Origin of the sequence: Bradyrhizobium cajani, assembly GCF_009759665.1 — a bacterium.
Lineage (GTDB): Bacteria > Pseudomonadota > Alphaproteobacteria > Rhizobiales > Xanthobacteraceae > Bradyrhizobium > Bradyrhizobium cajani.
The window spans coordinates 67,903-90,002 of the sequence record NZ_WQNE01000013.1 but is presented as its reverse complement, the minus strand read 5'-3'; the positions used below and the strand labels follow the sequence as shown (position 1 = coordinate 90,002).

The following is a 22,100-nucleotide window of genomic DNA, read 5'->3' as shown; positions in this document are numbered from 1 at the left end:
CGTTGCCCGTCGCGCAAGCGGTCGCCTACGGAAACTGACTGAAAAAAGTCCAGATCGTCTCGGCGCCGTCGATGTCGCCGTTCCGTGGCCCGAGCAGGCTGGTTGCGACCTTCGGGAAGCGCGCATCCGGCGCGAAGCCGGGCATGCGATGGCCGCCATGGTTGATGCGATAGAGCACGACATCGTGGCCTTTGGGACAGTGCGAGGAGATTCGCGTGACCGTGGACTGGTCTGCGGGCGCCCTGCCAGGCAGCTCCGTCACGCTGGCGTCGTCGGTCTCGCAGCCATTGAGCTTGCGCCAGAAGGCCAGCGTCTCGTCGGTCGACCAGAACCCGTCTGCGGCAAAATAGCTCGATCCGCGTCCGCCCTCGTAGGGGACCAGCGGATCGGCTGTGCCGTTCATGATCAGCATCGGCAACGGCCGCGACGGATGGCACGTGACCGCGGCCTCGTCGGTGAGGTTCATGACCACGCTCGCTGTCGCCGCAAACAGGTCGGCGCGGGCGCAAGCAAGCGTCATCGCCATGGCGCCGCCATTGGAGATGCCGGTGACATAGACGCGCTTCGGGTCGGCCGTCCCGTTCGCCACCAGCTTCTCGACGAGCTTTGCAATGAACGCGACGTCGTCGGTGCCCGGAGGCGGGCCACGCAGCGCGGGTCCCGCCTTGGTCCTTGCATCGGCCCAGGCATGGTTGAGGCCATCAGGAAAGACCACGGCAAAACCTTCACGCTTTGCGACCTGCGGCCAGGCTGTCCGCGCGACCATGTCGGCGCCGCGCTGGGTCTTGCCATGAAGCACGATGACGAGCGGCGCAGGCTTTTTCGCCGGCAGTTGCGCGGTGTAGGAACGCTTCGCGCCATCGACATCGATCGTATCGGCGGATGCGACCGAGGCTGCGGCCAATGCAGCGAGAAGCGCCCCGATCTGCATCCACCGCCGCATGGTCTATCCCACCGCCTTCGCCGCCGCTCGGCCCGCATTGCGGCCGGAGAACAGGCAGCCGCCGAGGAAAGTGCCCTCCAGCGAGCGATAGCCGTGCACGCCGCCGCCGCCGAAGCCGGCGGCTTCGCCGACCGCATAGAGGCCGGGAATGACGCTGCCCTCCGCGCCGAACACGCGGGAGTCGAGATCGGTCTCGAAGCCGCCCAGCGTCTTGCGGGTGAGGATGTTGAGCTTCACCGCGATCAGCGGCCCATGCGCGGGGTCGAGGATGCGGTGCGGCGAGGCGGTGCGAATCAACTTGTCGCCGATATAGCGTCGCGCATTGTGGATGTTCATCACCTGCGCATCCTTGACGTAGGAGTTGGCGATCTCGCGGTCGCGCGCCTCGATCTGCATTCGCACCTCATCGCACCTGAGCAGATCGTTGCCGGCGAGCTTGTTCATCGCCGCAACGAGCTCATCGAGCTTGTCGCGCACGATGAAGTCGACACCATGGCTTTTGAACGCTTCCACCGGCGCCGGTGCGCCCTTGTTGGTGGCGCGCTTGATTGTCATGCGCCAGCTCTTGCCGGTGAGGTCGGGGTTCTGCTCCGATCCCGACAGCGCAAATTCCTTCTTGATGATGCTCTGTGTCAGGATGAACCAGGAGTAATCATAACCGGTGGACATGATGTATTTGAGCTGGCCGAGCGTGTCGGAGCCGGGGAACAGCGGCGCCGGCAGCCGCGTGCCGGTGGCGTCGAACCACATCGAGGAGGGGCCGGGCAGGATGCGGATGCCGTGGCGAGGCCAGATTGGATTCCAGTTCTGGATGCCCTCGACATAATGCCACATGCGGTCGCGGTTGATCAGCCGCGCGCCGGTCTTCTCCGTGATGCCGATCATGCGACCGTCGACATGCTCGGGCACGCCCGAGATCATGAACTTTGGCGGCTCGCCGAGCCGCTTCGGCCAATTCTGCCGCACCAGCTCATGATTGCCGCCGATGCCGCCGGCGGCAACGATCACCGCCTGCGCCTTCAGCGAGAACTCGCCGACCACGTTGCGCGAGGAGCTTTTGCCGCGCTCGACATTGTCGGGTTCGAGAATGGCGCCGCTGACGCCATCTACGACGCCATTGGTGATGGAGAGCGCATCGACGCGATGGCGGAACCTGAAGATCAGCCGTCCGCTCCTCGCCGCCTCGCGAGCGCGGCGCTCGAACGGCTCGACGATGCCGGGCCCGGTGCCCCAGGTGACGTGAAAGCGCGGCACCGAATTGCCGTGGCCCATCGCGTCATAGCCGCCCCGCTCGGCCCAGCCGACCACCGGGAAGATGCGATGGCCCATCGCACGCAGCCAGTCGCGTTTCTCGCCGGCCGCGAACGCCACATAGGCCTCGGCCCATTGCCGCGGCCAGAAATCCTCATCGCGGTCGAAGCCGGCGGTACCGATCCAGTCCTGCATCGCCAGGTCGAAGGAGTCCTTGATGCCGAGCCGTCGCTGCTCCGGCGAATCGACCAGGAACAGGCCGCCGAACGACCAGAACGCCTGGCCGCCGATTGACTGCTCGCCCTCCTGGTCGACCAGGATCACGCGCTTGCCCGCATCCGCGATCTCGGTTGCGGCCACGAGGCCCGACAGTCCCGCACCGACGACGATCACGTCAGTCTGCTCACTCATGAGTTCCCCCCTGTAGTTGTCCGGATTGAAGCCAGTGGTTGCACCTGAGATCAAGGGCGTGGCGCGTAAGACACTCTTAACTTGTTCCAGCCTGGGATAGAGACGGCCGAGTGCAGCCCGGACGCAACACTGGATTTGAATTTGTTTCGAGCGAGCCGGCGTGCCTAGACAAAACCACGGTTACAGCGGACGCTAGCCGCGCATCACGAACCTGACACGCAGATTCGAAATCGACTGGGGCGGGGGACAATGAAGTTTCTGAGCGGGGTGCTTGCGACGGTTCTGCTGATCGCTTGCATGGGGACTTCTCAGGCGGTGGTCCGGATCGCGGACGACCGCGGCGGTCGGATCGGAACCTACGTCGACAAATATCAGGACCTGCGGCAATCGGGTGATACCGTCATCATCGACGGCCTCTGCGCTTCGGCCTGCACCATCGTCCTCGGCGCCATTCCGCATGACCGTATCTGCGTGACCTCGCATGCGACGCTCGGCTTCCACGCCGCGTGGGATTTCGGCAGCAACGGCCGCGCCATTACCAATCCCGAAGCGACCCAGATGCTCTATGCGATGTACCCGTCGCGGGTGAAACGCTGGATCACGCAGCGCGGCGGCCTCACCCCGCACATGCTCTTCCTGAGGGGCAAGCAGCTCCAGGCCATGTACAAGCCCTGCTACCTGGACGCGCAGGCTTCGACCAGCCGGCCTTTGCGCCGGGCTCTTCCGCCGGCGGAGCAGCTGGAGTCCGCCCAGGGCCAGCTGGCTCGCTAAACCCATCAGCATGACGTGACGTTGGCCCTCCGGCGCTTGCCCGCCCGTGGGCCAATGCCTATCTGCAAGGCAGGGAACCGGGGCCTTTGCCCCCGATCGTTGTCATGGCTCAACCACTGCACCCGGCCGATCCGTTACAGGACAATTCGCCCACTGCCGGCCGGACCCCATCCGTGCTGCTGTTGGCTGGCGCAGGGGCCGGTGGGCTGGTCGTGCTCGGCGCGCTGACGCTGTGGTTCCACTACGGCAGCCAGGTGTTTTTCGAAATGATCAGGACCGGCTTCGCCGCCTGCTTCTGATCCCGACAGGAAGTGTTTCGCCAATGAGTTCCACCGCCCGTCCGCTGGTGATCGCGACCGCCTTCGCCGCAAGCCTCGTTGTCGGGCTCCTGATCATGTTCTGGGCCATGGGCGGGGTCAGCAAGGTGGCACAGCCGGCCGCGATCGGCGGGCCGTTCCAGCTCACCAACCAGAACGGCAAGGCCGTTACCGACAAGAACCTGAAGGGCAAGCCGACCCTGATCTTCTTCGGCTACACCCATTGCCCCGACGTCTGCCCGACCTCGTTGTTCGAGATCTCGGAGGTGCTGCGCGCGATGGGCAAGGATGCCGACAAGGTCAATGCCATCTTCATCTCGGTCGATCCCGAGCGCGACACGCCGGCGGCGATGAAGGACTATCTGTCGAGCTTCGATCCCCATCTCGAGGGCCTCTCCGGCGATCCCGCCGAGACCGCCAAGGTGATCACGTCGTACCGTGTCTATGCCAAGAAAGTCCCGACCAAGGACGGCGACTACACCATGGACCACACCGCGCTGATCTATCTGATGGATCGCGAGGGGAGATTCGTCTCGCCGTTCAATTTGAAGCGGACGCCGGAAGAGGCCGCGGCCGAGCTGAAGCGATATCTCTGATCCTGCCGTCATGGCCGGGCTTGTCCCGGCCATCCACGTTCTTGGGGGACCGACAAAGTGCGTGGATGCCCGGGACAAGCCCGGGCATGACGACCGAGAGACCTTTGCCCAGCCCACAATCGGCGCTCGCGTTCCCGGCGGGATGGTCTATAAGGCGCTCCGATCCCAATGAAATTCATTCATTTCCGGCCGATGGCTCCATCGCAACAGGCGAAATCGTCCAAATCTGCCCGTGGCTTGCTGGTGGGGCTGGCCGTCGGCCTCTGCCTGCTTGCAGGCCTGCCCGGCGCGAAGGCCCAGAGCCCGGCCAAGCGGCCCCCCGCGACGCCCCAGACTTCACCTCAGGTCGTCCCGCAAGCCGCTCCCCAGGCCGTGCCCGGCTTCTGGGACCCACGGCGGCGGCCCGAGCGGCCTGACCTGTCGCGCCTGACCGTGATCCGCTTTTTGACCGAGACCGACTATCCGCCGTTCAACTACACGGGGGCCGACGGCAATCCGGCCGGCTTCAACGTCGATCTCGCCCGGGCGCTGTGCGACGAGATCAAGGTGACCTGCACCGTGCAGATGCGCCGCTTCGAGACGCTGGTCGATGCGCTCACCTCCAACCGGGGCGATGCCATCATCGCCTCGATGGCGGTGAGCCCGCAGCTCCGCTCCCGCGTCGATTTCACCGATCCCTATTACCGCGTGCCGGCACGCTTCGTCTCACGCAAGGACGCGGTGATGCCGGAGATCCGCCCCGAATATCTCGAAGGCAAGAAGGTCGGCGTGATCGCGGGCTCGGCGCATGAGGCGTATCTGAAAGCGATGTTCACCGACGCCGAGCTGCACGCCTATCCCAATGACGATGCGCTTCGCGCTGCCTTGCGCAAGGGCGAGGTCGACTTCATCTTCGGCGACGCCATCTCGCTCGCGTTCTGGATCAACGGCACGGATTCCGGCGATTGCTGCGCCTTCTCCGGCGGCCCTTTCGTCGAGAGCCGCTTCTTCGGCGAGGGCATCGGCATCGCCGTGCGCAAGGGCAACGACGTGCTGCGCCAGGCCCTGAACTGGGCCCTGTTCCGGGTCTGGGAAAAAGGCCGCTACACCGATCTGTGGCTGCGGTATTTTTCGGTGAGCCCGTTCTAACCAATCGATCGTCATTCCGGGGCGCGCGAAGCGCGAACCCGGAATCTCGAGATTCCGGGTTCGATGCTGCGCATCGCCCCGGAATGACGACCAAGACCATTTTTGCATTCTGCCCGGAAATCGCTATTTTCCGCGGCCCGGAGGCCCTGATGTCCGTTATCGATCTTGCCGCGAACCCGAGCGACCTGCGTGCGCTTGCCGAACAATCCAACGCCTGGCCGTTCGAGCAGGCGAAGGCCATTGTCGCGCGGCTGAAGAAAAGCCCGAAGGACGAGGTGCTGTTCGAGACCGGCTACGGCCCGTCCGGGCTGCCGCATATCGGCACGTTCGGCGAGGTCGCGCGCACCTCGATGGTGCGCCATGCCTTCCGTGTCCTCACTGAGGACAAGATCAAGACGCGCCTGCTCGCATTCTCCGACGACATGGACGGCCTGCGCAAGGTGCCGGACAACGTGCCGAACAAGGATCTGTTGGCGCAGTATCTGGGACGGCCGCTCACCGCCGTGCCGGACCCGTTCTCCAATGAACATCCCTCGTTCGGCGCCGCCAACAACGCGCGCCTGCGCGCCTTCCTCGACCATTTCGGCTTCGACTACGAGTTCGCGAGCTCGACCGACTACTACAAGTCAGGCCGCTTCGACGCGACGCTGCTCAAGATGCTTGCCGCCTATGATCAGATCATGGCGATCATCCTGCCGACGCTAGGGCCGGACCGCCGCGCGACCTATTCGCCGTTCCTGCCCATCAGCAAGACGACGGGTGTGGTGCTCCAGGTGCCGATGATCCGCCGCGACGTGGCGGCCGGGACCGTGACCTATGTCGACCCCGACAGCGGCGATGAGGTCGAAACGCCGGTCACCGGCGGCAACGTCAAGTGCCAGTGGAAGGCCGACTGGGCGATGCGCTGGGTCGCGCTCGGCGTCGACTACGAGATGGCCGGCAAGGACCTGATCGACTCCGTGAAGCTCTCCGGCGCGATCGCCAGGGCGCTCGGCGCCACGCCGCCCGAAGGCTTCAACTACGAGCTCTTCCTCGACGAGAAGGGGCAGAAGATCTCGAAGTCAAAGGGCAACGGCCTCACCATCGATGAATGGCTGCGCTACGCCTCGCCGGAATCGCTGTCGCTGTTCATGTATCGCGAGCCGAAGGCGGCCAAGCGGCTCTATTTCGACGTGATCCCGCGCAATGTCGACGACTACCAGCAGTTCATCGACGGTTTTGCAAAGCAGGATGGCAAGCAGCAGCTCGGCAATCCGGTCTGGCACATCCACAACGGCCATCCGCCGAAGGGCGACATGCCCGTCACCTTCCAGCTCCTCTTGACGCTGGTGTCGTCGTCGAATGCGGAGAATGCCGAGACGCTGTGGGGCTTTATCGGCCGCTATCGTCCTGGCGTGAGCCCGCAGACGCATCCCAAGCTCGATGCGATGGTCGGCTATGCCATCAACTACTATCGCGACTTCGTGGCGCCGACGAAGCAGTTCCGCACACCGACCGAGACGGAGCGTGCCGCGCTCCAGGATCTGCGTGAGGCGCTGTCGCAGCTTCCACAGGATGCATCGGCCGAGGACATCCAGAACGTCGTCTACGAGATCGGCCGCCGCGAGCCGTTCCTCGACCAGGTCAAGAAGGGCAAGGACGGCCGTCCCGGCGTCACGCTCGACTGGTTCAACATGCTCTATCAGGTCCTGCTCGGCCAGGAGAAGGGCCCGCGCTTCGGCTCCTTCGTCGCGGTGTACGGCGTGCAGAACGCGGTGAACATGATCGACGGTGCGCTGGCGCGGAGCGCGTGAGGTAGGTGTAGCCCTGCGAAGGCATGTAGCCCGGATGAGCGAAGCGATATCCGGGGTGCCTCTACGAAGGTCCCGGATGTCGCTCCGCTCATCCGGGCTATGGACCTTCGGCCGTTCAGATCGAGCGCAGCACGTAACGCCGGTTGTCCTTCTGCACCGGGCGCGCGTTCATCGGGTAGAGTTGTGCGAACGCCGCGACGTCAGCGGCGGCAACCTGGATCGGATCGGTCAGCAGCAGCCATTCCACCACCTCCGAGCAGGGAGGTGTCGTCAGCGAGCCGGGATAGCGGAAGTAGCTGAGCTTGTGCGGCAGCATGGCGCGCGGATCGATGGCCGCATCGGCCTTCACCGCAGGCCCTTCCGCAGCCGGCATGGTCTTGACGATCTTGCTGAAGGCCGCGTTCGGCTTGCCTTCGGCCATCAGCACGCCGACCACGGCGAGCCCGCCGGCATCGTTGCGGTGGACGAAATGCGCTTCCATCGGAAAGTTCTTGCCGCCGATCATGTGCTCGCTCGGCCGGTGGAAGTGCACCTGGAGCAGCTTGTACTTGACGTCGCCGAGCATCAAGGTGCTGCCCTCGGCGAAGTTGAGCTGGATCGTGTGTCCGTTGTTGACGATGGTGTCGGCGCTCTTGCCCCAATTCAGCTTCAACGCGGGCAATTGCGACTTGACCGTCGCTTCGATGTCGATCGGCGACTGCTGCAGGCCGACCGCGCAAGCCTTGTTGGTGGCATCGAGATCGCCCCATTTGCCGGGGCCGCCGGCGCCCTCATAGCTCCAATGCGTGCCTTCGGCGAAGGCCGGCTTGCACAGCGGACAAAGAGCGAGACCCGCCAGGGCCTTCAATGCGTGACGGCGATTCATCGTATTCCCCCAGGATGAATTTGATCGGCAATGTCGGCCGCAACCTATGTGAGAGGCACGGTGAGTCGCAATGGCGATCAAGCTGCTTCACGCCTTCTGGCGAAAGGTCTCCAGCACGGCGGCGACGATCTTTTGTCCGTTCCTGCGCAGCTTCTTCGAATCGTCTGCGTACGGGAGCAGCAGCCCGATCTTGCAGATCATGGCGTCGATCATCCGGCTCAGCAGATCGACATCGTCCGCGTTCAGTTCACCGTCACGCTTCAGGGCACGTAGCGTCGCGATCAGGAGCGCGGTCGGATAGGTCTCCTCGATCTCACGATAGCGCGGTTCGCCGAGCACGGCCTGCGCCTCCTGGATGACGATGCGTGCATAGTCCGGCTCCTCGCAGGCGTCGAGATAGGCGTCGATACCGGCGCTGAGACGATCCCAGATCTTGCGCTCGTTCCGGGCCGCGGCCTCGATTCTGGCGGCCGCTTCGCGCTGCATGGCGACCACCACGGCGTCGAACAGCGCCTTCTTGTCCTCGAAATGATGGTAGAACGCGCCACGCGTGACCCGCGCCGCCCTCGAGATGGCCTCCATGCCAGCGGCCTGGAAGCCGCTCGCTGCGAACGCTTCGCGGCCGGCATCGAGCAGCGCCTGCCGTGTGGCCTCGCTGTACTCTTCCCGACGACTTTTCGGAGGTTCCTTCGCCCGCATCGCGCGGCAACCTATCGCTTGACGTGCTGGTAACAAAACGCATATAACATACATAGAGTATGTCTCAAACACATGGTATGTATTGAGGTGGACCATGGACGGCGGGCGGATGTTCGAGCTGGCGGAGAGGCTGGCGATTGCGAAGAGCCGGCAGGATATCCCCGCGGCGCTGGAGGTCCTGCACCCGGACATGGTGTTGGAAACGCCAGCCTTCGGCACCAGGGCCCAGGGATTAGTGGAAAACGAGCGCATCCTGGCGCGCTTCTTCACATCCTTCCCCGACTACCATGTCACGCTCGATGGCCACGCCGATTCCGACGGCACGCTGGTCTGCTGGGGCACCGCGCGGATGACGATGACGGGCGATCGTTTCGGCGTCGTGCCGAACGGCCGCCGTGCCGAGCTGTCGGTATTCATCACCTTTGCCTTTCGCGACGACAGGATCGCGCATGAGCGCTTCGTGTTCGATCTCTCCGAGCTCTGCGCCCAATCCGGCGTCTCGACCGACGCGGTCCGGCGCAGGCTGTTTGGCGACGCCTCGCAGGCGGCATAGGTCGCCGACAACGTTCCATCCACGACATCAAGGAGCGCCAGACCATGGCCGATCCCCGCGTCAAATCCGTCGGTGATCTCGCGACCCGGCACCTCTTCGACATCGTCGTCGATCTCGATCCGCGTCTCAATTTCGGCGCGGGCCCGGTCGGGCAGCGCGTGCTGTTCGGTGCCGCCAAGGGCGTATTCGAAGGGCCGCGCCTGCGCGGCGAGGTGCTGCGGGGCGGCGGCGACTGGGCGTTGTTTCGTGCCGATGGCGCTATGACGCTCGACGTTCGCCTGTCGCTGCGGACCCATGACGGCGAGCTGATCTACATGACCTATGGCGGCCGCTGGGTGACACCGCAGCACTTGCGGGCCGAGATGGCGGACCCCGCGCGGCGGACCCAGGTCGACCCCGCCGGATACTATTTCCGCACCAATCCGCTGTTCGAAACCGGCTCGCAAACCTACGCCTGGCTCAACGACATCGTCTGTGTCGGCAAGGGTTATCTCGTCGAGGGGGCTGTCGCCTACAAGATCTTCGAAGTGCTGTGAGGCGGCGATGGATGCGCAGTGAGTTGCGGCATGTCGGTTCAACGGGGCCTGACGGGACCTGTTTCCGCAATCACTGGCTCGCCCACATGATCCGCGCCATCCACGCAACGTCACTCGCCACCACCGTTCGCTCCGGCTGCGCCGCATCGAGCGGCTGCAAGTCCAGCGCCCTTGCCGTGCGGCGCTTCAACGTCGCGACCGTCACCTCGCCCGCCCTCGTCTTCACCACCACGCGATCCCCTTTGCGGATCGGCGCACCAGGCGAGACCAGGATGATGTCGCCGTCGCGATAGGTCGGCCCAAGCGCATCACCGGAAATCTCCAGCGCGAAGGTATGGCTGTCCGCGTCGGTGGGAAGCGTGACCTCGGTCCAGCCCTTGCCGGACGGAAAGCCGGACTCGTCGAAGGCGCCGCTCGCGCCGGCGAGCGCGAAGCCGAGCAGGGGGACGGAGCGGCCGTCGCCCGGCCCGTCCTCGATCAGCCGGACGAAGGTCTCGAGCGAGGAGCCGGCCGCCGCCAGCGCCTTCGCGATCGATTCGGTCGAGGGCCAGCGCTCGCGGCCATCGGAGGTGACGCGCTTGGACCTGTTGAAGGTGGTGGGATCGAGCCCGGCGCGCTTGGCAAGCCCGGACGGCGACAGGCCGGCTCGCGCGGCCAGCCGATCCAGCGCGCTCCAGATCTGGTCGTGGGTCAGCATCCTCTGCGCTTTGGCCTGTCTGACCATGGAAGGTCCAGCCCGTCGCAACTCAGGAAAACTGTCCTCAAATCAACCGGTTTTCCGTTTTTCGCGCAAGGGGTGATGGCTGAAGCGTTTTCAAGCGAAGTGGATACCGGCGCGCAGCAGGAAAACGTGTCAAAACAGGAATCTGGAGCCCCGTTCCGATTTCATCGGCACGGAAATGGCTCTAAGTCTTGAGTTCGGAAGGGGCGGCCTTTACGGTCGCGCCCGGGTTTCAGGGACCCGCACGAGACGAAAAACTCCAAGAGAGTCAAAGAGCAAACAGGGCTGCGGAAGCGGTGGTCAAGATCTACAAAATCTGTCCGGCCTCGGCCTGGCGCGAGGCGGAACGGCAGGGCGTCTACCGGGGCAGTGCAGACGACACGCGCGACGGTTTCATCCATTTCTCGACGGCCGGCCAGGTTCCCGAGACCCTGCGAAAGCATTTCTTCGGGCAGCGGGCGCTGTTCCTGGTCGAGGTCGACGGCGACGCGCTCGGCAGTGAGCTGCGCTGGGAGCGCTCGCGCAATGACGAGCTGTTTCCCCATCTCTATGGCGAACTCGACCTCGGCGCGGTGCTCGCGGTGATCAACCTCAACATACGCGGCGACGGCGGTCACGATGTTCCGGAGCTTGCCCCGTGATCCGCGCTTTCGACGCCTTCTCATTGCCAGTGCTGCGCTGGCTCGATCCGGAGGATGCGCATCGCCTCGCGATCCAGGGCCTGCGCTTCCTACCGCCGGTCAAGCCGCGCGCGGACGATCCCAAACTGGCGGTGCGCGCCTTCGGGCTCAATTTTCCCAATCCGATCGGCATGGCCGCAGGTTTCGACAAGAGCGCGGAGGTGCCGGATGCACTGCTGCGGCTTGGTTTCGGCTTCGTCGAGATCGGCTCGGTCACGCCGAAGCCGCAAAGCGGCAATCCGCGGCCGCGACTGTTCCGGCTCGAGCGCGACGAGGCCGTCATCAACCGCATGGGCTTCAACAATGACGGGGCGGACGTTGCGTTGCGCAGGCTCGCCGCGCGCGCGCAACATGGCGGCATCGTCGGCGTCAATGTCGGCGCCAACAAGGATTCGCCGGATCGCGTCGCCGATTACGTGACGCTGATCGAGACCTTTGCGCCGGTCGCGAGCTATTTCACCATCAACGTCTCCTCGCCGAACACGCCAGGCTTGCGCAATCTGCAGGAAGGCGCGCTGCTCGACGATCTCCTCGCAAGGGTGATCGACGCGCGCGAGCGGGTGCGGCAGAAGGCCGGCGACACACCGGTGCTGCTCAAGATCGCGCCCGATCTCAGCCTCGCCCAGCTCGACGATGTCGTGCAGGTCGCGCGCTCGCGCCGGGTCGACGGCATGATCGTTTCGAACACGACGATCGCGCGGCCGAGCACGCTGCGCGAGGAGATGCGCGCCAAGGAGCAGGGCGGTCTGTCCGGCCGGCCGCTGTTTCGTTTGTCGACGCGCATGGTCGCGGAGACCTATGTGCGCGTCGAGGGCGCATTCCCGTTGATCGGCGTCGGCGGCGTGGACTCCGGTGGTGCCGCACTGACCAAGATTCGCGCCGGAGCGAGCCTGATCCAGCTCTATTCGTCGCTGGTCTACAAGGGCTTGGGTCTCGTCGATGACATCAAGCGCGATCTCGCCTCGACGTTGTTGCGCACGGGCCGGGATTCGCTCTCGGACATCGTCGGCGCGGACGCGGCTACACTCACGGCGGAAGACTGGCCGGGGATGTAGCCAAGGCTGCGGCTTCGGCGGGCTACGATTTCGGGAACGTCGCCCTGAACTGCGCCGGATAGCGCGCGGCCTGCAAGCCGCCGCGCGAGACGTAGGAGGCAATCAACGCGCTCCACAGTCCGGCATTGCCGAGCGATTGCAGCGCCCACCAGGTGCCGAGGAAGATCGCGAGCGAGGCCAGCATCAAATTCCGCATCGCGCGCGCCCAGGTCGCACCGATATAGATGCCGTCGAAGCCGAAGGCGAACACGCCCGGTATGGGCGCGAGCACGACGAACGGCAGGAATTCGCGTGCGGCACGGCGGACGTCTTCGCTCGCCGTCATGAAACCGATCAGGGCCGGTCCGAACAACGCGAACAGCACGGCGACGACGATCGCGAAGCCGAGGCCCCACAGCAGCACCAGCCGGGTCGAATCCGCAAAGCCCTTGGCATCGCCCGCGCCAAGGGTGCGGCCGCAGAGCTGCTGGGCTGCGTTGGCGAGACCGTCGAGGAAGAAGGCGCTGACCAGCAGGAAGTTGTTGAGCACAGAATTCGCAGCCAGCGTCACGTCGCCGGCGCGTGCGCCCTTGGCGGTGAAGAACATGAACACCGCGATCAGCGCCGCGGTGCGGATCAGGATGTCGGAGTTCACCGCCAGCAGCCGCACGAGCTTGGCCCGGTCGAACAGGGCTGCGTATGGCACGGTGAAGCCACCGTCGGCATAGTGGCGGCAGACGACCACGCCGAGCCCGAATCCGACCGCTTCCGACAGCAGCGCTGCGATCGCGGCACCGGCGATGCCGGTGTCGTAGACCAGCACCAGCAGGATCGTCGCCACCATGTTGACGAGGTTGATGACGATCTGGAGCAGCAGTGCCGGATTGGCACGGGCCTTGCCGATCAGCCAGCCAAGGATGACGTAATTGGCGAGCGCGAACGGCGACGACCATATCCGGATCATGAAATAGGTTTTCGCCGCACGCGTAACGCCTTCGCTGCCGCCCATCAGGTCGAACAGCACGGCGGAGAGGGGCAATTGCAGCGCGATCAGCGCGGCGCCGATCAGGCCGGCGACGATGAAGCCGCGCACCAGGATCACGGTCTGCTCGCGGGTCTCGCCCGCACCCAGCGCCTGTGCGGTGAAGGCGAGCGTGCTCATGCGCAGGAAGCCGAACAGCCAGAACAGGCAGTCGAAGATCACGGAGGCCATCGCGACGCCGCCGAGCAGGGCGGCATCGTCGAGCCGTCCGATCGCCGTGGTCGAGACCACGCCGATCAGGGGCGTGGTGAGGTTCGCGACCATCGCGGGACCTGCGATGGCGAACACCTGGCGCGAGCCTATCCTGGGATGAACCGGCGCGTGCATGTCAGACCACGAGCACCATGCCGTCTTCGGCGGCGAGATGCGGCACCTCGCCCAGACGCGACAGCATGTCGTCGCTCATATGGGTGAGGACGAGCCGCTTGGCGCCGATCGCGGGCAAATGCTGCTCCAGGGTCTTCAGGCTGAGATGGTTCTTGACCACCTTCTCGTACATATAGGCTTCCGCAATGAAAAGGTCCGCGCCATGCGCCAGCGGAATGAGCGTCTCCGTCCATTCGGTATCGGCGCTGTAGGCGAGCGTACGGCCCTCGACCTCGACGCGATAGGCGAGGAAGGGCCCGCCGGATTCGCCATGCACGACCGGGTAGGGCGTCACCGTCACCGCGCCGAAGGTTTGGCTTCGCTCGGGCGCGAGCTCGACGACGTTTAGTTCGAAACGCTGCTTGGTCTTCGAGGAGTGCTCGAACAGAGCCTCCATGACTTGCGCAAGCCGCGTCGCGATACCTGCGGGGCCGGCGATGGTGAGCGGCCGTGCCCGCCGCGAGAATTGCGCATCGAGCAGGACAAACGGCAGTCCCGCAAAGTGGTCGCCATGGAAATGCGTGATCAGGATCAGGTCGATGTCGTTGCGGTCGATCTCGAGCCGCTTCAGCGCCGGCAGCGTCGACGCGCCGCAATCGATCAGGAAATTGGCCTCACGCCCGGAGACATGGAAGCAGGTGTTGAGCCTGCCGCCCGAGCCGAAGGCGTCGCCGCAGCCGACAAAGCGCAATTGCATCGGCTGCGGACTCCCTGAGTTCGCCCCGGACCTAGCGGCGCGGCGCGCCGAAGACGCGCGAGAGCAGCCAGATCGGGACTACGAGGACCGCGCCAAGCAGGAAGTAGCGCCACAGCCAGTTGACGGCATCGAAGCCGAGATCCCAGAGCCGCTGGAACAACAGGCGGATGCTGTAGATGATATTCCAGGGATCGAAGCCGATTGCGGCCAGCACGACGCCGACCAGGATCGAGAGCAGCACCAGCCGGAACGCGACCGCCAGCGGCGAGCCGCCGAGAAAGCGGTTCAGGCCATCGCTGTGGCCGGCCGGCAAATCTCTGACGTCATTGGCCATCGCAAACTCCTCAGGAGGATTCGACCCCATTATAGGTCATGGCGGGGCACATGGGGAACCCGCATCGGCACGTCAATCAGCTTACCGCGTTTTAATTCGGGCAGCGCGTGCCGCGGGTCGCTGTAACCTCTCCCGCTTGCGGGAGAGGTCGGCGCGAAGCGCCGGGTGAGGGTTCTGTCCTCTGGGGGAGTCCCAATGCGGAGATACCCACTCCCGAGCCCTCTCCCGCAAGCGGGCGAGGGAGCGCACCGCCGCCCTGACGTCAATCGAGCCTCATTGCACTTTCACGCCTGAAGCTCCGCCACTTCTTCCTTCAGCATCCTTTCCAGCGTTTCCAGCCGATCGGCCTCCCGCGGCGGCTTGTCCCAGCGCAAGCGGCTGATGCGGGGAAAGCGCATGGCGACGCCGGATTTGTGCCGCGGCGAGCGCTGGAGCCCTTCGAAAGCGACCTCCAGCACCAGCCCCTTGTCCGGTTCGTGCACGACATGGCGGACGGGGCCGAATTTTTCCGTGGTGTTGCGGCGGACGAAGCGGTCGATCTGAAGCAATTCCTCGTCGGTGAAGCCGAAATAGGCTTTTCCGACCGGCACCAGCTCATCGCCGGCATCGCCCTTAGTCCAGACGCCGAATGTGTAGTCGGAATAATAGGACGAGCGCTTGCCGTGGCCGCGCTGCGCATAAATCAACACGGCGTCGATGATGTGCGGATCACGCTTCCATTTCCACCATTGTCCCTTCGGCCGTCCCGGCAAGTAAGGCGCATCGCGACGTTTCAGCATCACGCCTTCGACGGCGTCGGCATCTTTGCCCGCGCCGGCGCTCGCGGGATCGGAGCGCGCGGCGGTCAATGCCGCCCAGCTTGTGAAGGGGACGGTGGGTGACAGGTCGATGCGGGGATCGCCAAGTTTTTCGATGAAGGTTTGCAGCCGTTCACGCCGCTCGGCGAATGGCAGTTCGCGCAGATCGTTCTCGTCGTCGCCAAGCAGATCATAGGCGCGCAAGTGGATCGGAAACTCCTTGATCAGCTTTGGCGAGACGACCTTGCGGTTGAGCCGCTGTTGCAGGACGTTGAAGCTTTGCACGCGGCCCTCGCGCAGGATCAGAAGCTCGCCGTCGATCGCGCCGGGCAGGCGCAGCGCCGGCACGAGGTCCGGAAAGCTTCCCGTGATGTCCTCGCCGGTGCGCGAATAGAGCCGCGCGGTGATGTGTCCGCGGTCGTCGCGCCCCGCCACCGCCTGAACGCGGATACCGTCCCATTTCCACTCGGCGATGTAGTCGGCGGGGTCGAGGCTGGCGAAGTCCGTGTTCTCTATCGCGTGCGCCAGCATGACGGGACGGAACGGCGCGGGATCGCGATTGACGGGCTTTTCTGCGCGGCCTTCGAGCCAGGCGAACAGGTCGAGATAGGGTGGCGCCAGGCCCGGCCAGATCAGCTCGATGTCGTGCGGGTCCTTGTCTCCGAGCGCGGCGGCCGCGGTCTTGGCGAGGCGCGCGGAGATGCCGATGCGAAGCGCCCCCGTGACGAGCTTCAGCAGCGCCCAGCGGCCGGTTTCGTCGAGCTCGTCGAGCCAGCGTTCGAGCTGTTTTGGCAGCTCGGTCTTGCCGAGGGTGCGGAGCGTGGTGACGACTTCGGTGAGGGTGGGAGGTGGTGGGTTGTTGTGGTGAGGCGGAGGAAGGGACTCATCAACATCTCGCCCGGAGTACCCCCCTCCCTGACCCTCCCCCACAAGGGGGGAGGGAACGGAGAGAGCGGAGCCCGGCCGCTTGGAAAACTGAGGGTCGATGATCCTCACGCCACACCCCCGATCCGCAGCTCCCGCGACTCGATCCCCAGCGGGGCATGCGTGGCGGCGATGATCAGGCCGCCGCGGGCGAGGTGCTCGCGCATCAGGCCGCCGAACATGTCCTGGCCGGCGACATCCAGCGCGGTGGTCGGCTCGTCCAGCAGCCAGACCGGGCGGCGCACGGTCAGCAGCCGGGCCAGCGAGAGCCGGCGGCGCTGGCCGGCGGAAAGGAAGGCGGCAGGCAGGTGGGTGGCGTGGTCGAGGCCGACGGTGGCGAGGCTCTCGGCCGCATCGCAGCGCTCGCCGCCGAGAAAATCAGCCCAAAATGTCAAGTTTTCCATCACGCTCAGCGCCGGCTTCAGGGCGTCGCGATGGCCGAGATAATGGCACTGCTCGGGCAGCGTCAGCTCGGCATCGCCGCCCTCCAGCGCGATCCTGCCGCCGGCCGGAATGAGCAGGCCGGCGATCAGGCGGAGCAGCGAGGTCTTGCCCGAGCCGTTGCGGCCGACGACCGCCACGGCTTCGCCCGACGCGGCCGCGAAGTCGAGCCCGGCAAACACCTCGCGGCCGCCGCGCACGCAAACGACCCCGCGTCCGGACAGCTGCATCTTGCCTGGTATCAACCCGTCCAAAGCCTGGCCTCAGGAAATCTTGGGGTAGCGCATGGGAATTTTTGGCTCGCGGGTTGCTGCGGCGCGTTTGTGGCTGTGGCGGCGCGGTTAGAAAGCTTCTATAAGCCCGGAACTACTTGATGCAGCAACTCAACCTGCCCCTGCAAGCGGCCCCCAGCCGGATTCGCTGACGGTGTTAAAATACCCCCTGCCGGGTATAACTAACAATTGGGATTTCCTACATGACCTCGCTCGACAGCTTCAAATGCAAAAAGACCCTCAAGGTCGGCGCCAAGACCTATGTCTATTACAGCCTGCCCACGGCCGAGAAGAATGGTCTGAAGGGAATTTCGAAACTTCCCTATTCGATGAAGGTCCTGCTCGAGAACCTGCTGCGCAACGAGGACGGCCGCTCGGTCAAGAAGGAAGACATCGTCGCGGTGTCGAAATGGCTGCGCAAGAAGTCGCTGGAGCATGAGATCGCGTTCCGCCCGGCGCGCGTCTTGATGCAGGACTTCACCGGCGTTCCCGCGGTGGTCGATCTCGCCGCGATGCGCAACGCGATGCAGAAGCTCGGCGGCGATGCCGAGAAGATCAATCCGCTGGTGCCGGTCGACCTCGTCATCGACCATTCCGTGATCGTGAACTTCTTCGGTGACAACAAGGCCTTCGCCAAGAACGTCACCGAGGAATACAAGCAGAACCAGGAGCGCTACGAGTTCCTGAAGTGGGGCCAGAAGGCGTTCTCGAACTTCTCGGTCGTGCCGCCCGGCACCGGCATCTGCCACCAGGTCAATCTCGAATATCTCTCCCAGACGGTCTGGACCAAGAAGGAGAAGATGACGGTCGGCAAGAAGACCGGCACCTTCGAGGTGGCCTATCCGGACTCGCTGGTCGGCACCGATTCCCACACCACCATGGTCAACGGTCTCGCCGTACTCGGCTGGGGCGTCGGCGGCATCGAGGCTGAGGCCTGCATGCTCGGCCAGCCGCTGTCGATGCTGCTGCCCAACGTCGTCGGCTTCAAGCTGAAGGGCGCGATGAAGGAAGGCGTCACCGCGACCGACCTCGTGCTCACCGTGACGCAGATGCTGCGCAAGCTCGGCGTCGTCGGCAAGTTCGTCGAGTTCTTCGGCCCCGGCCTCGACAATCTCTCCGTCGCCGACAAGGCGACCATCGCCAACATGGCGCCCGAATACGGCGCGACCTGCGGCTTCTTCCCGGTCGACGCCGCCGCGATCGATTACTTGAAGACCTCGGGCCGCGCTCCCGCGCGCGTCGCGCTGGTGCAGGCCTATGCCAAGGCGCAAGGGCTGTTCCGCACCGCCAAGTCGGCCGATCCGGTGTTCACGGAAACGCTGACGCTCGACCTCGCCGACGTCGTGCCGTCCATGGCCGGTCCGAAGCGTCCCGAAGGCCGCATCGCGCTGCCGTCGGTCGCCGAGGGCTTCTCGCTCGCGCTTGGCACCGAGTACAAGAAGGCCGAAGAGCCGTCGAAGCGCTTTGCCGTCGAGGGCAAGAAGTTCGACATCGGCCATGGCGACGTCGTGATCGCCGCCATCACCTCCTGCACCAACACCTCGAACCCGAGCGTCTTGATCGGCGCCGGCCTGCTCGCGCGCAACGCCGCCGCGAAGGGCCTGAAGGCAAAACCGTGGGTGAAGACCTCGCTTGCCCCGGGCAGCCAGGTCGTCGCGGGCTACCTCGCCGATTCCGGCCTCCAGGCCGATCTCGACAAGGTCGGCTTCAACCTGGTCGGCTTCGGCTGCACCACCTGCATCGGCAATTCCGGTCCGCTGCCGGAGGAGATCTCGAAGTCGATCAACGACAACGGCATCGTCGCTGCCGCCGTGCTCTCCGGCAACCGCAACTTCGAAGGCCGCGTCTCGCCGGACGTGCAGGCGAACTATCTGGCCTCGCCGCCGCTGGTCGTCGCCCATGCGCTCGCCGGCAGCGTTACCAAGAACCTCGCCGTCGAGCCGATCGGTGAAGGCAAGGACGGCAAGCCGGTGTACCTGAAGGACATCTGGCCGACGACGAAGGAGATCAACGCCTTCATGAAGAAGTTCGTGACCGCGTCGATCTTCAAGAAGAAGTATGCCGACGTGTTCAAGGGCGACACCAACTGGCGCAAGATCAAGACGGTCGAGAGCGAGACCTATCGCTGGAACATGTCTTCGACCTATGTGCAGAACCCGCCCTATTTCGACGGCATGAAGAAGGAGCCGGAGCCGGTCACCGATATCGTTGAGGCGCGCATCCTCGCCATGTTCGGCGACAAGATCACCACCGACCACATCTCGCCGGCCGGTTCGATCAAGCTCACCTCTCCCGCGGGCAAGTATCTCAGCGAGCACCAGGTGCGCCCGGCCGACTTCAACCAGTACGGCACGCGCCGCGGCAATCATGAAGTGATGATGCGCGGCACCTTCGCCAACATCCGCATCAAGAACTTCATGCTCAAGGGTGCGGACGGCAACATCCCCGAGGGCGGCCTGACGAAGCACTGGCCCGACGGCGAGCAGATGTCGATCTACGACGCCGCGATGAAGTACCAGGAAGAGAAGGTGCCGCTGGTGGTGTTCGCCGGCGCCGAATATGGCAACGGCTCCTCGCGTGACTGGGCTGCGAAGGGCACGCGCCTGCTCGGCGTCCGCGCCGTGATCTGCCAGAGCTTCGAGCGCATCCATCGCTCCAACCTGGTCGGCATGGGCGTGCTGCCGCTCACCTTCGAGGAAGGCACCTCCTGGTCGTCGCTGGGTCTGAAGGGTGACGAGAAGGTTACGCTGCGCGGCCTCGTCGGCGATCTGAAGCCGCGCCAGAAGCTGACCGCGGAGATCGTCTCCGGCGACGGTTCGTTGCAGCGTGTTTCGCTGCTCTGCCGCATCGATACGCTCGACGAGCTCGACTACTATCGCAACGGCGGCATCCTGCACTACGTGCTGCGCAAGCTCGCGGCGTAAGCGCGGATTTGTGAACGATGGCTCACTGCGAAGTGAGTAGAAGGTTAAACGAAGGCGGCCTATCACAAGGCCGCCTTCGCGCGTTTGCGGTACCTTTCAGATGGGCCCGTCCGGCGGAAAACTCCCGCCCTGGACGGATGAATGTACCGCGCCCCGTAAGACTACGGTGACCATCAGGCAATAAGCTTCCCCCCAACGAGTGACGATGTGTGACGTTCGACATGACCCCAATGACGGCTTCTAATCTGGTTTCGCGCTGGTCCGGTGCACTCTGGTCGGGAGCTCTCGGCATCTGTGCCATCGTCGCCGTCATCCGTCCCGCCCACGCCGATCCGCGCGCCGTTGTCGAATTATTTACCTCGCAGGGCTGCTCGTCCTGCCCGCCCGCCGACCAGATCATTGGCGATCTCTCCAAGGATCCCTCGATCATCGCGCTGAGCATGCCGATCGACTATTGGGACTATCTCGGCTGGAAGGACACGCTGGCGGATTCGCGCTTCTCTGCACGGCAGCGTGCCTATTCGCGCATGCGCGGCGACCGCGAGGTTTATACGCCGCAAGTCGTGGTCAACGGCTCGGCCCATGTCATCGGCAGTGATCGCGCCGGTATCGAGAATGCGATCGGCAATACCACGAAGAATGACTCGGTGATGAGCGTGCCGGTGACGATGTCGCTCGCCGGCAAGCAGATCAACGTCTCGGTGGCCGCGAGCAAGGAGCCCGCGGTCTCGCACGGCGAGGTCTGGATCTGCTCGATTGCGAGGTCGGTGCCGATCTCGATCAGCCGCGGCGAGAATCGCGGGCAGCAGGTCATCTATCACAACGTGGTGCGCAACCTGCTCAAGGTCGGCGACTGGACCGGGCGTCCGGAAAGCTGGACGGTGCCGATCGAGAACCTCACGCGCGACGGCGTCGACGCCGCGGTGGTCTATGTCCAGGACGGCAACCGCGAGAAGCCCGGCCCGATGCTGGGCGCGGCGTATACGTCGCTGCACTGAAGCGCGGAGAGATCGTTTCCGATAATTAGTGTTCGTCATTCCGGGGCGCGCGAAGCGCGAGCCCGGAATCCATTTCTCATCTCGAAAATTGGATCGATGGATTCCGGGCTCGCGCCAAGAGGCGCGCCCCGGAATGACGGGAAGTAGAAACATCCCGACACAAACAAAAAAGGACCAACTCGCGTTGGCCCTCCTTGTCGCGCGTACAGACCCGATCCTGTTCGACCCCGGGGGGCTGGGGGCTGAGGAATCCGGAACCGAAAGGACCGGGCCAACGCACATCGTTCTTTTCGCAGTGCAGGGCGGCAGTCGCTAGGCGGAAAAGCGGCGACACTATGATTCCTGCTAACGATCCCGTGACGGTTTGCCGCGACAGAGTTCCACCATTGCGTGTGGGCTGATCGGCTCCCGATTCGGTGGGTTGACCGCGGAGCCCCTTGCGGCGGGGGGCGGTTGGCGCAATCATGCCATTGTCATGATCCGCGGTTCCGGGGACGATTTTCGCGGACGCGGTCATGCTGTGCGATGAGGAGGCGCTCCCATGAGCCTGATGCCGGAGGATGCCGATCCGAGCGAGCAGCGCGCGGCGGCGCGCCCCGCCGCTGCGAATGCGCAGCCGAACCGGGTGACGTTCAACCGGCTCGAGCTGCACCGGATACTCAATCTCTACGGCCGCATGGTCGCCGACGGCGAGTGGCGCGACTATGCCATCGACTTCCTGAAGGACCGCGCCGTGTTCTCGGTCTATCGCCGCGCCTCGGAAGTGCCGATATATCGGATCGAGAAGGACCCGCGGCTCGCGCGCAAGCAAGGCATGTACAGCGTGATCTCGGCCACGGGGCTGATCCTGCGCCGCGGCCATGAGCTCGAGCGGGTGCTGCTGGTGATCGACCGGAAGCTGGCGGTGGTGTGACCGCGCGATAGCTGCCGTAGGGTGGGCAAAGGCGCACCGCGCCGTGCCTACGTCCTTTCTGCATCGCCGCGAATGGTGGGCACGCTTACGAAGA

22 protein-coding genes are annotated in these 22,100 nt (G+C 64.7%); 12 read left to right on the top strand and 10 right to left on the bottom strand.

Going from position 1 to position 22,100, the window contains the following annotated elements:
* Nucleotides 1–25 precede the first annotated feature (25 nt).
* Nucleotides 26–943, bottom strand: coding sequence for an extracellular catalytic domain type 1 short-chain-length polyhydroxyalkanoate depolymerase (locus GPL20_RS17555; RefSeq protein ID WP_157330769.1), 918 nt, complete (start codon nt 941–943; stop codon nt 26–28).
* Between the two features lie 3 nt (nt 944–946).
* Nucleotides 947–2,605, bottom strand: a complete 1,659-nt coding sequence (locus tag GPL20_RS17550) for an FAD-binding dehydrogenase (RefSeq protein WP_157330768.1) — start codon at nt 2,603–2,605, stop codon at nt 947–949.
* Between the two features lie 249 nt (nt 2,606–2,854).
* Here GPL20_RS17550 and GPL20_RS17545 point away from each other — a divergent pair, with 249 nt between their 5' ends.
* The 5 genes from GPL20_RS17545 (at nt 2,855) to GPL20_RS17525 (ending at nt 7,210) form a co-directional block, all read left to right on the top strand.
* A complete protein-coding gene (locus GPL20_RS17545) occupies nt 2,855–3,376 on the top strand; it encodes a Clp protease/crotonase-like domain-containing protein (protein WP_157330767.1) in 522 nt (173 codons plus the stop codon).
* Nucleotides 3,377–3,480: 104 nt separating this feature from the next.
* Nucleotides 3,481–3,675, top strand: a complete 195-nt coding sequence (locus tag GPL20_RS17540) for a hypothetical protein (RefSeq protein ID WP_157330766.1) — start codon at nt 3,481–3,483, stop codon at nt 3,673–3,675.
* 23 nt (nt 3,676–3,698) lie between these two features.
* Nucleotides 3,699–4,289 (top strand): SCO family protein, encoded by a 591-nt coding sequence (locus GPL20_RS17535; RefSeq protein WP_157330765.1) that lies wholly within the window; start codon nt 3,699–3,701, stop codon nt 4,287–4,289.
* Between the two features lie 192 nt (nt 4,290–4,481).
* Entirely contained in the window at nt 4,482–5,417 is a 936-nt protein-coding gene (locus tag GPL20_RS17530; RefSeq protein ID WP_157330848.1) for an ABC transporter substrate-binding protein, read from the top strand.
* A 149-nt stretch (nt 5,418–5,566) separates the two neighbouring features.
* Nucleotides 5,567–7,210, top strand: a complete 1,644-nt coding sequence (locus GPL20_RS17525; RefSeq protein WP_157330764.1) for a lysine--tRNA ligase — start codon at nt 5,567–5,569, stop codon at nt 7,208–7,210.
* Nucleotides 7,211–7,325: 115 nt separating this feature from the next.
* On the opposite strand, the gene GPL20_RS17520 is transcribed toward GPL20_RS17525, so the two are convergent.
* Nucleotides 7,326–8,075, bottom strand: coding sequence for a carbonic anhydrase (locus GPL20_RS17520; RefSeq protein WP_157330763.1), 750 nt, complete (start codon nt 8,073–8,075; stop codon nt 7,326–7,328).
* A gap of 87 nt (nt 8,076–8,162) precedes the next feature.
* Nucleotides 8,163–8,774 carry a TetR/AcrR family transcriptional regulator gene (locus tag GPL20_RS17515; RefSeq protein ID WP_157330762.1) on the bottom strand — a complete coding sequence of 204 codons (612 nt, stop codon included), beginning with the start codon at nt 8,772–8,774 and terminating at the stop codon, nt 8,163–8,165.
* 94 nt (nt 8,775–8,868) lie between these two features.
* Here GPL20_RS17515 and GPL20_RS17510 point away from each other — a divergent pair, with 94 nt between their 5' ends.
* A complete protein-coding gene (locus GPL20_RS17510; protein ID WP_157330761.1) occupies nt 8,869–9,327 on the top strand; it encodes an ester cyclase in 459 nt (152 codons plus the stop codon).
* Nucleotides 9,328–9,371: 44 nt separating this feature from the next.
* Nucleotides 9,372–9,863: a DUF3237 domain-containing protein gene (locus GPL20_RS17505; RefSeq protein WP_157330760.1), complete on the top strand. Its 492-nt coding sequence runs from the start codon at nt 9,372–9,374 to the stop codon at nt 9,861–9,863.
* 70 nt (nt 9,864–9,933) lie between these two features.
* On the opposite strand, the gene GPL20_RS17500 is transcribed toward GPL20_RS17505, so the two are convergent.
* Nucleotides 9,934–10,587, bottom strand: a complete 654-nt coding sequence (locus GPL20_RS17500; protein WP_157330759.1) for a S24 family peptidase — start codon at nt 10,585–10,587, stop codon at nt 9,934–9,936.
* A gap of 293 nt (nt 10,588–10,880) precedes the next feature.
* Between GPL20_RS17500 and GPL20_RS17490 the strand changes: the two genes are divergently transcribed.
* Both GPL20_RS17490 and GPL20_RS17485 read left to right on the top strand, forming a co-directional pair.
* Nucleotides 10,881–11,225: a DUF952 domain-containing protein gene (locus GPL20_RS17490; RefSeq protein ID WP_254125738.1), complete on the top strand. Its 345-nt coding sequence runs from the start codon at nt 10,881–10,883 to the stop codon at nt 11,223–11,225.
* Entirely contained in the window at nt 11,222–12,319 is a 1,098-nt protein-coding gene (locus tag GPL20_RS17485; RefSeq protein ID WP_254125740.1) for a quinone-dependent dihydroorotate dehydrogenase, read from the top strand. Before GPL20_RS17490 ends, GPL20_RS17485 begins: the two co-directional genes overlap by 4 nt.
* 22 nt (nt 12,320–12,341) lie before the next feature.
* Here the strand turns inward: GPL20_RS17485 and GPL20_RS17480 are convergent, their stop codons facing one another.
* The 5 genes from GPL20_RS17480 to ccmA form a co-directional block, all read right to left on the bottom strand.
* The gene (locus GPL20_RS17480; RefSeq protein ID WP_157330758.1) at nt 12,342–13,667 is read right to left on the bottom strand and encodes an MATE family efflux transporter; all 1,326 of its coding nucleotides are present in this window, start codon (nt 13,665–13,667) and stop codon (nt 12,342–12,344) included.
* Nucleotide 13,668: 1 nt separating this feature from the next.
* Entirely contained in the window at nt 13,669–14,403 is a 735-nt protein-coding gene (locus GPL20_RS17475) for an MBL fold metallo-hydrolase (RefSeq protein ID WP_157330757.1), read from the bottom strand.
* 31 nt (nt 14,404–14,434) lie between these two features.
* A complete protein-coding gene (locus GPL20_RS17470; RefSeq protein ID WP_157330756.1) occupies nt 14,435–14,737 on the bottom strand; it encodes a DUF6460 domain-containing protein in 303 nt (100 codons plus the stop codon).
* A gap of 284 nt (nt 14,738–15,021) precedes the next feature.
* Complete coding sequence (locus tag GPL20_RS17465) at nt 15,022–16,530, bottom strand: ATP-dependent DNA ligase (RefSeq protein ID WP_430641768.1); 1,509 nt, start codon at nt 16,528–16,530, stop codon at nt 15,022–15,024.
* On the bottom strand, nt 16,527–17,129 hold the full coding sequence (gene ccmA / locus GPL20_RS17460) for a heme ABC exporter ATP-binding protein CcmA (RefSeq protein WP_157330755.1): 603 nt from the start codon (nt 17,127–17,129) through the stop codon (nt 16,527–16,529). The genes GPL20_RS17465 and ccmA overlap by 4 nt, the downstream gene beginning before the upstream one ends.
* 245 nt (nt 17,130–17,374) lie before the next feature.
* On the opposite strand from ccmA, the gene acnA reads away from it, so the two are divergent.
* The 3 genes from acnA to GPL20_RS17445 all read left to right on the top strand — a co-directional run bounded on the left by acnA (nt 17,375) and on the right by GPL20_RS17445 (nt 22,006).
* On the top strand, nt 17,375–20,095 hold the full coding sequence (gene acnA / locus GPL20_RS17455) for an aconitate hydratase AcnA (RefSeq protein ID WP_157330754.1): 2,721 nt from the start codon (nt 17,375–17,377) through the stop codon (nt 20,093–20,095).
* Between the two features lie 221 nt (nt 20,096–20,316).
* Nucleotides 20,317–21,093 (top strand): DUF1223 domain-containing protein, encoded by a 777-nt coding sequence (locus GPL20_RS17450; RefSeq protein WP_157330753.1) that lies wholly within the window; start codon nt 20,317–20,319, stop codon nt 21,091–21,093.
* Nucleotides 21,094–21,634: 541 nt separating this feature from the next.
* Entirely contained in the window at nt 21,635–22,006 is a 372-nt protein-coding gene (locus GPL20_RS17445) for a DUF2794 domain-containing protein (protein WP_157330752.1), read from the top strand.
* Nucleotides 22,007–22,100 lie beyond the last annotated feature (94 nt).